General features: G+C 63.2%; 6 protein-coding genes. 2 read left to right on the top strand and 4 right to left on the bottom strand.

Features of this window, described 5'->3' with window-relative positions:
• Positions 1 to 293 precede the first annotated feature (293 nt).
• Together MKK63_RS29895 and MKK63_RS29890 are read right to left on the bottom strand one after the other, a co-directional pair.
• Positions 294 to 1,049: a MetQ/NlpA family ABC transporter substrate-binding protein gene (locus MKK63_RS29895; RefSeq protein ID WP_244007994.1), complete on the bottom strand. Its 756-nt coding sequence runs from the start codon at positions 1,047 to 1,049 to the stop codon at positions 294 to 296.
• 462 nt (positions 1,050 to 1,511) lie between these two features.
• Positions 1,512 to 3,674 carry an AAA family ATPase gene (locus tag MKK63_RS29890; RefSeq protein WP_244007991.1) on the bottom strand — a complete coding sequence of 721 codons (2,163 nt, stop codon included), beginning with the start codon at positions 3,672 to 3,674 and terminating at the stop codon, positions 1,512 to 1,514.
• A gap of 2,577 nt (positions 3,675 to 6,251) precedes the next feature.
• On the opposite strand from MKK63_RS29890, the gene MKK63_RS29885 reads away from it, so the two are divergent.
• Entirely contained in the window at positions 6,252 to 7,262 is a 1,011-nt protein-coding gene (locus MKK63_RS29885; RefSeq protein ID WP_244007990.1) for a nucleoid-associated protein, read from the top strand.
• Positions 7,255 to 8,658 (top strand): hypothetical protein, encoded by a 1,404-nt coding sequence (locus tag MKK63_RS29880; RefSeq protein ID WP_244007989.1) that lies wholly within the window; start codon positions 7,255 to 7,257, stop codon positions 8,656 to 8,658. Before MKK63_RS29885 ends, MKK63_RS29880 begins: the two co-directional genes overlap by 8 nt.
• A 226-nt stretch (positions 8,659 to 8,884) precedes the next feature.
• Here the strand turns inward: MKK63_RS29880 and glmS are convergent, their stop codons facing one another.
• Both glmS and MKK63_RS29870 read right to left on the bottom strand, forming a co-directional pair.
• Positions 8,885 to 10,711 carry a glutamine--fructose-6-phosphate transaminase (isomerizing) gene (glmS, locus tag MKK63_RS29875; protein WP_244007988.1) on the bottom strand — a complete coding sequence of 609 codons (1,827 nt, stop codon included), beginning with the start codon at positions 10,709 to 10,711 and terminating at the stop codon, positions 8,885 to 8,887.
• Between the two features lie 158 nt (positions 10,712 to 10,869).
• Positions 10,870 to 11,802: a bile acid:sodium symporter family protein gene (locus MKK63_RS29870; RefSeq protein ID WP_244007985.1), complete on the bottom strand. Its 933-nt coding sequence runs from the start codon at positions 11,800 to 11,802 to the stop codon at positions 10,870 to 10,872.
• Between the last annotated feature and the right edge of the window lie 37 nt (positions 11,803 to 11,839).

The raw sequence follows: 11,839 nt of genomic DNA, 5'->3' as shown, positions 1-11,839 counted from the left end.
GAACCTGAGGAAGCTCGCCAAGATCATCCCGGTCCCGCAGCCGAGCCCGGCTTGACCGGCAGGGGACACCCGGCTCGGGAACGAGAGCTCATCCCGCTCACGCTCCGATCTCGGACGAGAACGAGTTTTTCAACGAAATCGGTCGAAAGCGGCCGGTCCGCTTCGAAATCGATCGGCGGAGAAAGCGGACGCGCTCTTATCGCCGGTCGTGGACTCCGGACTTCCGGCTCGGCAAGGCCAGGGTGAAGAGGGGCGGATTCTTGTCGAAGGCTGCCTTGTCCGGACCGCGCCGCTTAGGAAGAGCGGACAGCGACGACCGAGCCACGGTAGCGGTTGCGGATGAACTCCGCGACCTCCGCCGAGGTCAGCAGCGTTCCCAGGCGCAGCACGCGGGGATCCTTGGCCAAGCCTTCGGTCGTGACGAGGACATTCGCATACGGATTGCCCTCGGCGCGTTCGAGCGCCAGCGCATCCCGCGCGGGTTCCAGCCCTGCTTCGAGCGCGTAGTTGCCGTTGATCACCGCAAGCGCCACGTCATCGAGGGAGCGCGGCAGTTGCGGCGGCGCGATCTCAACGAACCGGAAGTTTTTCGGGTTCTCGCTGACGTCGTCCAAGGTCGCGTTCACGCCGGTGTCCGTCGCCCGCAGCCGGATCAGGCCATTGGCCTGAAGCAGCGACAACCCACGGCTGGTGTTGGACACGCTGTTCGACAGCGAAACGACACCGCCGTTCGGCAGGTCCGCGAGCGCCTTTGCACGGTGGCTGTACAATCCCAGGGGCTCGATATGCACCGCCGCGATGACGGCGAAGCGCATTCCCATGGCGGCTTCCTCCGAGCGGAGGAAGGGCACGTGCTGGAAGAAGTTGGCGTCGGCATCGCCGTCACGCAGCAGGGTGTTCGGGCGGAGATCGCCCGAGATCTCGATGATCTTCAGCGGCAGTTCGGGGGCGAGCTTTTCGTCCACGAATTCGAGGATTTCCGCATGCGGTACCGAAGAGGCTACGACCCGCAGGGGAGCTGTCGCGGCGCTGGCCGGTCCGATGCTCAAGGCGAGCGCGCCGGATAGGAACAAACGACGGGTTGATGCAGGCACGGCGTACGCTTTTCAGAACAAGCTTGATGATAGAAGTCCACCTCCGTATCCCGAAATGAATGCGCCCTATCAAGAGTACTGATTATCAAAATTCTGTCCTTTCGAAGGGTATCATTCTCGCCTTCTGCTGCCGGAAGATGGTGATGTTCTTCCGAAAGATCACGATTACGGTCCTCGGTCGCTGCAGCGCAGGACGACGACAGGAGACGCCCCCTCAGGAGTCGAAAGGCTCGCACCAGCCATCTTGGCTGCCGGCATGTCTGCACTGCTCGAACTCGGCCCGCTTTCGAACGATTTCGGCCAAGCCTTCGATGACGTCCTCTCGGTCGCCCCCGAGGATCTCGCACAGTGAATCGATGGCGTCCGAGAGCGGCTGCAGATCGCCGGTGTCCGGCATGTCGGGTGGTAGTGAGAACATCACTTGTCCTCCCCGACGCTTGCGGTAGCCGCAGACTTCGCTCGCTCTGTAGCCGAAGCCAGTATGCGGTCGATTTCCCGACCGGGAAGGTAGCCGGCTCCTTCGAGTTCGCGAGCAATAGCCTGCAATGCCGTCCGGCGTTCCATCAGGATGTTCCGCGCCCGGTCGCTCGCGCGCTTAAGGCGCTCAGCGACGGCCGGCAGCAAGCCCTTGATGAGGATCATGTCGGTGGCGGCAGGCTTCAAGTAGATGTTGCCAAGAAATCCGAGCCCGTAGGTCAACTCGATGTCGCGCGCGATCCCGGTTGCCAAGGCGAGATCGGAACTTGCGCCGAAGCTCGCTCCGATCGATCCGGAACCGAGTTCGATCTCTTCCGCGATCCGACCGGCAAGGAGCGAAGCCAACGCCTTCTCCAACTCGGTCAGGGTCGCGGCCCCGTCTGCAATGAACTCCCAACAGGCTTGGCCGCCCTTATCGTTTAGAGACAAATCCAAGAGCGCGCCGAAGCCGAGCGAGTGGCTGACGACCGCGTGACCGGCCTCGTGGATCGCTACGCGATGTCTGACCTCTGCCGGGAGTGGGCGACGCCCCTGCCGGATCTCGGCCAGAAGGTCATCCAGGGTCACGGCTCGGCCATTGCGGCGCGCGGTTCCTTTGGCGCGTCGCACGAAGGCTTCCGCATCCGCACCCGTCATGCCGTGGGCGGCCAATGCCAGCGGAAGCATCGAAGCGTCTGGGAGGATCTCGCGACCGAGATGGTGACGGAAGATCTGGGCGAGCGCGGTGGTGTCCGGTCTCTCGATCGCGATCTCTCGGTCCAACCGCCCAGCCCGCTTTACCGCAGGGTCGATCATCTCGGGGTGATTCGTCGCTGCCACGACCACGACACCGGGCCGCTCATCCACGCCCGCGAGCAGTTCGAGGAAGAGATTTACAATCTGCGTCCAGTACTGAACGTACTCTCCGCGGATCTGACCACGGTCGGAGATACCATCGAGTTCGTCGATGAACAGAATGCAGGGTGACTGCGCCTGCGCTTGTGCGAAGACCTTGCGGATCGCCTGGAGCGTGCCGGACAGGTAGTCGGCTGCGTTCCATTCGGCGACGGAGGTGGCCACCAGTGGCACGCGAGCGCTCTTGGCCAGCGCGCGCGCGAAACTGGTTTTTCCGACGCCGGGCGGCCCCGACAGCAGCAGACCACGATGGTCCATCTGGGCCCAGGTCAGACGACCCGCACGATACGCCTGGAGATCGGCTGCCACGGCCAGGCCCCATGTCTTGGCTGCTCCATAGCCATCGAGCTCCTCCAGGGCGGGACCTTCGCCGAGAAAATCGGCCTTTGCGGTAACGATACGCTGCAGCGCTTCGATGCACGAATCGGGCGAGGTTGCACGGCGGAAGGCGACCGGCAAATCGGCGATGTCGATCATGCGTAGGAGATCCCGATCGATCTCTCGCGAAGGCCGGCTGCCTACGACAGCTTCGACCACGAGGGCGAGCCCGGCCTGATCAAGGCTCGACAACCCGATTCGGTGTTCCGCGGAGCGCATCAGGTCGCGCGGCAGCTGTCGCTTAGGGTCGGGCGCTATGCCAACGATGGGTATGCGGACATGCAGGGCCGTGCCGATGACCTCGTTGCCTTTTTCAGGCCGTGCGTCGCGGCTGATCCCGTCGCAAACGAAAAGGGCGGCATGCCGCCGGCTCAGCTCGCGCGCCCGTCCGTTGGCGAGATCCATCACCTTGGTGTTGGGCCGGAACAGGCACTTCTCGGCGACGACGCGAACGGGCTCGACAAGATCTACTACATGCGTGGCGAGCGTGACCACAGGCGCTTCCCGGCGCAGGCGGCGCAAAAGACCGGGCTCCGCCTCGATGGCCCGTGCGAGCATCACCGCGACGGCGGCGAGGTCTGCTGAAACAGGCACATGCGCGCTCTCGGGGCGGTTGATCTCGTCCTGAACGACAATCCGCTCGACGGCATCGGCTTCGTCGAGCATCGGCTCGGCATCGAGATCGTACGAGCTGGAGCGGTGGCCGACTTTGAGACGCCTGCGCTCGTCCTGGGCAAGCTGTTGCAGGAAGGCGCGTGCGAGTTGGTCGGACGATGTGTCGTCCTGCTTGGTTGGATTTACGGCTGGGGGCAACGACGATGGGGCGAGCATGCAAGATCTCCTATGGCCGGCCATGAGGCCGCGGCCGTCAGCAAAAAGGGCTGCGATGGATCAGTGACGCCGCTTGTTCGACAGAGTCGAAGCAACTGGCGGACGTCTGATTCAGGAGATCGCCTGCTTCATAGGCGATGAAGCGCTTCTAGAACAAAAAACGAACATATGCTATTCGCCGTCGGAGCTGTCCACAGGAGGCGCTTGGCAGGCGTGTCGTACAAGCTTCCGGCCCGATCGGCGTCGCGGACTCGCCGCGGCGTCCGAGGCTGCCAGGTCGAGGTTGCAAGACCCTGAGATCTAGAGGCGCCGATTGGCAGGAGAGTTCGCCGTAAAGGCGCCTATCGTTCGAGGCCGAGACTGGTGCGGTGTCATCATGCCGGATGTACCGGGAGCGGCGTAAGCCACATTGCGCGGCCGCCTCTCCGAAGGAACCATAGCGTCGCGTCGCCACTCTGGAAGGAATGACCTCACCGTGCCATCCTCGCAGCCCGCGCTCTCCGCGAGCAAACGCATCGCCTAGGAGCTCGTTCGTTGCACTCGTATGAACAATGATGATGGACGGTGTTGGCTTCAAAGCACGTCTACGCCTGCTCGGGCGTACACAAGTTGGTTTCGCGGCCGAGATTGGCGTCGCGGAGCGCACCGTGCACGATTGGGCACGTCAAGGACCGCCTACGGTGGTCGCCTATCTTCTAGACCTACTAATCATGCACGACCTGCCCCTCGGGCCCCCAGATTCGCGTGACGAGTCCTTGAAAGCTGCCATCGACGGTCAACTACACCGGCTGGTCGCCTCAGGTCGAGAGGAATGCCGCCCTGAAATTCTCCAGCTGATCACGGACTGGGTCGATCAACAGTCAAACGGCCACAATCAGAAAGTCACCAAGCCGGCATCCCCAGAGACGAAGCCGTTTTAACAGATCCTGATATTCCGTATATAACCACTCGCGCCTCATATTTGTCCCCGGAATTACCGTCATCCGATAAGGACTCTGCGACGATTGCAAACAGGCGAAAAGTGCCTGTATATAGAGGCGTGCTTCGTTGAGACAGCTCAACGGAACTAGCATCCCCGAGCCCATGAATACGGCTTCCGGAGATTAATGCGCGATGCCATTCAGGCGTTTTTTTAAGCAATAATCGGCTGAACATTACCTTCCAGTTGAGCCGGCACTATCGATCATGGAAAGTGTAGATATATCCAGTGACTGGTTTTGGCGAGAAACAGTCCCTGTTCTTTGACTCAGGATCAAAGGCGGACGTTGCCAGAGGGTTCAAGTCATTCAAGACACCTGTCGCAATCCCATATCCGTGCCGCTGGCACAGGGACTTCCTGATACAAGCCACACTAGACCCGGCGATTGAGGCGATCAATTCGCACGTATGTGGACCACATGAACGCTTTTCTATCGCAGTAAGCACGAAGTCATCGACCCATGTACTGATAGAAGTCCGAGATCGATCAAGACTTTTAGATGAAAATCCGCACTCTACACTAAATCTGATCACGAGATCGTTTGTACTTGCCGAGCCTCGCTGCTCGACGGCCCGATCGATCTGGGCAGCGCGTGCAACGCAGGTCGCGCCGCGCGATCGCATCAACATTCTACGACAGCTTGGAGAGCAATCTGACAGCATCAGCTTGGCTGCCTCTCCATCGCGAGGTCCGTGGGATCTGTAACGTGAAGCGCGATGCGACGGCAGGCGGCGGCTGCGCGGGCGATCCGATCGTCCGCGATCTTAGCCTCAAGCGGGATGCTTCCGCTCTTGCAGAACGCCCTGAATAATTCGGCGAGCCACGGGTGGGAGATCGTTCGGGCTTCCGCCCCGATCGCCAGCCAGGCAAGACGACGGCGAGTGCAGGGGTAATAGGGAGCATTCCCGGATCCGGGTACGACCTCCTGGCATCCCGGGCACCGATGAGTGAGGCCGACCGCGCAGGCGAGGCACAACCTCGGATTGGCCATGATAATATGTCGGCGGCCACAGACTTCGCAGATAGCACTCATCGCCGCTGTGCCGCCTCCGTGAACGCGAATGACCTCTCTCAGCCAATGCGAAGGAGCCGAGGGCTTCGCGCATTCTGTTCACTTTCTGTTCTACATCAAGGTCGGACGCTGCTCGAGGCCGGCTCCGATCAAGGGGGGTGTGGATAACGGGGATGAATGCATCAGCGTCTAGCGCGAATGCCGAGTATATGCTGCGACTTAGCCACCGGTTTCGGTACTCGATCAGCGCGCGACGACACGGCCAAATCGATCGACCCCCTCGCAGTCTGAGGCCCGGGAACGCGCCGTCTGCAAAATCCGCATTGGCAATCAGCAGAGGAGACTTCTGCGCCTCTACGTAGCAGGCGCGCAGTTGCCAAGCGACGCTTGTTCTTGTTTTGTTCAAGGTGTAAATAGGAGGTCACGTGAACGCGGGTCCAGCGCCTGCACGTTCGAATTGGACGTGGGAGAAGCGAGAGACAGGGGCTCGATCGCATCGTCTGGGTTGTCAGCGTCCTTGCGCCCAGCCAATCTCGGCCGCAGTGAACGACACCTGAGGTCGTCGCATTCGCCGCCGGGAGGACAGGTGACAAACACCATTATCCGCGTCGCGATCCACGACCTGACCAAAACCCAGGGGGCTTTCGTCGTAAAACACGGGAAAAGCGATCTGAAAGTTACTCAGACCATGCAACGCGTGATCGACGACCTGACTAATCTCTACGCCAAGCGAACCTCCAAATCTTACGGCAAATTCGCGGTCGATGAAGATCGTCTACCCACCAAAAAGCATCTTCGCGCCTACCTGGACGTCAAGCCCAGCGATTTCACGACGTTGACGCACAAGATGATGGAAACGCTCAAAGCTCAGGCTGGCTACAAGGGCGCGGCCACAGGTGGCCACGTCTTCTTCGCCCAATTCGAGCGCGAAGAACGGCAGTACCTCCTCATCGCGATCGTCAACGAGAAGCTCGGGGCGTCGATGACGAGCGACCTCGATGTTCGCGATGTCCGCCACCTCGACATGGATGGATTTCGGTTCGCGGGCCGCATCAACATGACCGGCTGGGACAGTGGCGAGGAGCGCTACATCGGCTTCCTGAAGGGCAAGCGGGAAGTCTCCGAGTACTTCAAGGAGTTCCTTGGCTGTGATCTCACGGTCGAGAACCGACGTGACACGACCGATCTCGTCCAGGCCTTGATGGCGTTCGCCACCGATGAAGCTATGGACACGTCGGTCAAGGATGACTTCCTCGCCCGCGCAAAAGCCATCTGCGAGCGGTCGGCCAAGGCCCAGGAGGAACTCAGCTTCGAGGCTCTCGCCAACGAATTGAGCCCGCAGGATCCCGAGAGGCTCATGACGGCTCTGGCCAATCCGGATCTTCGCCTCAACGATGGGTTCGTGCCCGATCGCCGACCCCTCGGATCGCTCGTCAAATTCAAGGGCAAGACTCCAACCTGGAGCATCGAGTTCAACCGAGACGCGATCACCCGCGGAAACGTGCGGTTCAACGCTGAGGACAACACCCTCACGTTGTCGGGCCTGCCAGAGGATCTCAAAGCGCAGTTGCGTGCCGAGTACAGCCAAGATGGCTAGGATCACGTTCGACCAGCTGACCCTGCTGTATCGTCATATCGCCTTCGATCAGAACAGCGATCAGGGAAGGCTGTCGATTGCGACCTCTGAAGTCCTGGAGGTCATCCAACTCATCGAAGATGACCAGGATGTCGCCGCCGATGCGGACATCGCTGTGGTTGAGGACGTCGACGCGCTTCGCGTTGGCCAAATCGTATCAGTCCGCGTTGGCCCCCCGCGGACTGCGCTCGGGCCCCTGGTTCGTGACTTCGACGGATTGTTGGATACGCCGGATGCGCGGGTCAAAGAGCCACGCGCTTATTTCGTCATCGACGGCGGTATCACTCCGGACATCGCCCCCTGCCCCGAGCGCTTGGGGACCTATCGCAAGGTCCTTGAGGTCACGAAGCTCGTCGGCGAAGCGGCGGCTGATGTCGATCAATCCAAAAGGGAATTGATCTTCATCAAGGATGGCAAGTTCAGCGTTCCGCTGGCGTATACGGCCGCCGACTTGGACCGTGTGAGCGTCTCCGACGCCGACGCCATTCTCAATGCCTGCGCCGACGAAATTCACAGAGATCAGAAACTCGCGATCCTCGCCGAAGCGGTCATCGGCATCTGTGCGTCTCAGCCGGTTGCCGGTCGATTTCGACACCTCATCGCGAACCTCGGCGCGGTGAACGAGGAGGTCCGCAACGGCTACAAGCTGTTCGCGTCCAGCTTCTCCTACTCGAAGATCCGCAACGAGATCGAAGCCGCGCGCATCGATTATCTCAACAAGATCCACAAAACGATCATCGATATCCAAACCCAATTGCTCGGCATCCCCGTCGCGACTGTTATCGTCGCCTCGCAGCTGAAAGTCGCATCGGCCTGCGGCGTCGAGTTCTGGACCAACTTCGCCGTCGTCGTAGGGGCGTGGATCTTCGTCGCGCTCTTGGCGATCGCCATCGGAAATCAGTGGGCGACCCTCGCGTCCATCTCCGACGATATCGCGCGCCAAAAAACCAAGTTCCAACGGGACTTTGCGGCAGTCAGCGATCAGTTCGATACGATCTTCGTCACCCTTGCCGGTCGCATAAAATGGCAGCGGCGGTTTCTGGGGTTTGTTGGAGTGCTCGCAGTCGTCGGCGCAGCGGTAGCCACGTTCGTCGCGTATCGAGTGACCAACGTTCCTTACATGAGCTGTTGGTCGGGTGAGCTTTCGGCGTCGGCAGCGACCCCAGTCCCGGCGGCCGCGACGCCTGCCCAAAGAAATCCGACACTAGGCGTGCCGGACAAGCTTCAAGAAAAGTCGGCGGCACCTCAGCCAAGCCCGGCTCCTAGTGCAGCACCGCCATTTCCGTCACCAGACCCACCCAAGGTTCCTCCGACAACGTCACTGCAGCCAGAATCTCCTGGAAACGCCGGCCGGTGATCGAGCCAGACGGCTTTGCGTTGGGCGTTTGGTACCCATGGGACAGGATTGGGGCGCGGCTTTTTGGGGGCGATATAATGGCCCTATGCCGACGCCCCCTGTGAGAGGTTCAGTTTCACCCGACTTTATTTACTCGCATGTTTCACTCGACTAATTATTTCACCCGACTTTATTTTTTCACCCAACTTCATTCGCCGGACACAACAGGGCGTGCGCGAAGGCGCGGCTATTCCACCGTTACCGACTTGGCCAGATTCCGCGGCTGGTCCACGTCTTTCCCCATGAACACCGCCGTGTGGTAGGCGAGCAGCTGGATCGGCACCGCGTAGACGATCGGCGCCACCGTGGCGTCGAGCGCCGGCATGGTGAAAGTCGCCATCGTCTCCAGCCCGTGCTCCGCCGCGCCCTTGGCGTCGCCGATCAAGACGATCCGGCCGCCGCGGGCGGCGACCTCCTGCATATTCGAGACCGTTTTCTCGAACACCGCGTCGTGCGGCGCGATCACGATCACCGGCACGCTCTCGTCGATCAGTGCGATCGGCCCATGCTTCAGCTCGCCCGCCGCATAGCCCTCGGCGTGGATGTAGCTGATCTCCTTGAGCTTCAGCGCGCCTTCCAGCGCCATCGGGTAGCTGGTTCCGCGACCGAGATAGAGCACGTCCCGCGCCTTCGCGACCTCGCGGGCGAGACCTTCGATCGCGCTCTCCTGGGTCAGCGCCTCCGCCATCAGGCCCGGCGCCTTGATCAGAGCGTCGACCAAGCGCCGCTCGCCCGCCGCGTCGAGGGTGCCGCGTGCCCGGCCGGCCGCGATGGCGAGGCAGAGCAGGACCGTGAGCTGGCAGGAGAACGCCTTCGTTGAAGCGACGCCGATCTCCGGCCCGGCCAGCGTCGGCATCACGACGGAGGATTCCCGTGCGATGGTCGAGGTCGGCACGTTGACCACGCTCAGCGTGTGCTGGCCCTGGGATTTCGCGTAGCGCAGCGACGCCAGCGTGTCGGCGGTCTCGCCCGATTGCGAGATCACCAGAGTCAGCCCGTCCCGCTCCAGGGGCGCCTCGCGGTAGCGGGCCTCCGACGCGACGTCGATATCGACCGGCAGCCGCGCCACCTGCTCGAACCAGTACCGGGCGACGAGGCCCGCATAATAGGCGGTGCCGCAGGCGGTGATGGTGATGCGGCTGAGCTTGGCGAAGTCGAAGGGCAGCGGCTCGGGCAGCATCACCCGCCCCTGTGCCATGTCGACGTAATGGGCCAGCGTGCGGCCCACCACCTCGGGCTGCTCGTGGATCTCCTTGGCCATGAAGTGGCGATACTCGCCCTTGTCGATCCGGTAGGCCTGCGTGGCGATCTTCTGGCGCGGGCGCTCGACCGTGGTGCCCGACGCGTCGCGGATCTCGGCGCCGTTCCGGGTCAGGATCGCCCAGTCGCCCTCGTCGAGATACGTGATGGCGTCGGTGAACGGGGCGAGCGCCAGGGCGTCCGAGCCGAGATAGGTCTCGCCCTCGCCGAAGCCGACCGCGAGCGGCGCGCCGTGGCGGGCGCCGATCAGCAGATTCTCCTCGCCGGCGAAGATGAAGCCCAGCGCGAAGGCACCACGGAGCCGCGGCAGGGCGGCCGCCACCGCCTCGACGGGTGCCATTCGCCGGTCCATGTTCCGGCTGACGAGCTGGGCGACGACCTCGGTGTCGGTCTCGGTCTCGAACACGATGCCGTCGGCTTCAAGCTCCTGCTTCAGTTGGCGGAAGTTCTCGATGATGCCGTTGTGCACGACCGCGAGCCGCTTGGTGGCGTGCGGATGGGCGTTGGTCTCGTTCGGCCGGCCGTGCGTGGCCCAGCGGGTGTGGCCGATGCCGATCGTGCCGGCGAGCGGCTCCTGGACGAGACGCGCCTCCAGGTTGACGAGCTTGCCCGAGGCCCGGCGCCGCTCCAGGTGGCCGTGCTCCAGGGTGGCGATGCCGGCGGAATCGTAGCCGCGGTACTCGAGCCGCCGGAGGGCTTCGATCACCTGCCCCGCCACCGCGTCGCGCCCGACGATGCCGACGATGCCGCACATGGGATGTCTCTCGCTTTGACGCCCGGGTGGCCGCGCGCGGACGCGCCGCGCAAGGTCCGGGCCGTTCGCTCAGGCCTTGGCCGAGCGTGGCTTGTACCGGATCAGGGCCGCGCAAGGCCAGCCCCGGCCGAATCGAGGCTGTCGCGGCAGCGGTCCCGCTACGAGGGCGTGGTCCCGCGTGCGGCGATGGTCGGGTTCCGGCTCGACCAGTAACCGGCCAGGACCGAGCCCGACAGGTTGTGCCACACGGAGAAGACCGCCCCCGGCAGGGCGGCCAGCGGCGAGAAATAGAGCTTGCCCAACGCCGCCGCGAGGCCGGAATTCTGCATGCCGACCTCCAGAACCAGCGTGCGGCAGGTGCCCTCGTCGAAGCCGAGCAGGCGCCCGCTCCAGTAGCCGCAGACCAAGCCAGCGCCGTTGTGCAGCACCACCGCCAGCAGCACGAGCGGCCCGACCACGGCGATGCTCGCCCGGCTCCCGGCCACGACGGCGCCGATGATCAGCAGGATGGCGACCATCGACACGGCGGGCAGAGCGCGCTCAAGGCGCCCGACGAGCCGCGGCGCGAGCCGGTTGAGCGCCAGCCCCAGGGCCACCGGTGCGGCCACGATCTCCACGAGGCTGGCCAGCAGCCCCGCCACATCGACCGGCACGGCGGCGTCGACGTAGAAGCGCACCAGGAGTGGCGTCGCCACGAGGCCCACCAGCGTCGAGGCCGTGGCGATGGTCACCGACAGGGCGACATCGCCGCCGGCGATGTAGACCATCAGCGTGGAACTCGTGCCGCTGGCGACGCTGCCGACCAGCACCATGCCGGTCGTGAGATCCGTACCCATCCCGAGGGCATGGGCGATGGCCCAGGCGGCGGCGGGCATCACGAGGTAATGCACGACGACGCCGGCCGCGACCGGCGCGGGCCGGGCCAGGATCCGACCGAAATCCGCGGGCGTCAGCGTCACGCCGAGGGCGAACATGATCACGGCCAGCAGGGCGGCGACGTGCGGGAGCACTGGGAGGAACACGCCCGGCGCGCCATAGGCGACGGCCGCGGCCAGGACGGCGCAGACAGGAAACAGGCGGTTGAGCAGCATCGTGCGGGTCGGGATCCGGGAACGCGGCGGCCGTGTC

Source organism: Methylobacterium sp. J-088 (genome assembly GCF_022829295.1).
In the GTDB taxonomy this organism is placed as follows: domain Bacteria; phylum Pseudomonadota; class Alphaproteobacteria; order Rhizobiales; family Beijerinckiaceae; genus Methylobacterium.
Note: the sequence above shows the minus strand (reverse complement) of the source record. Positions and strands in the feature narration are given on the sequence as shown.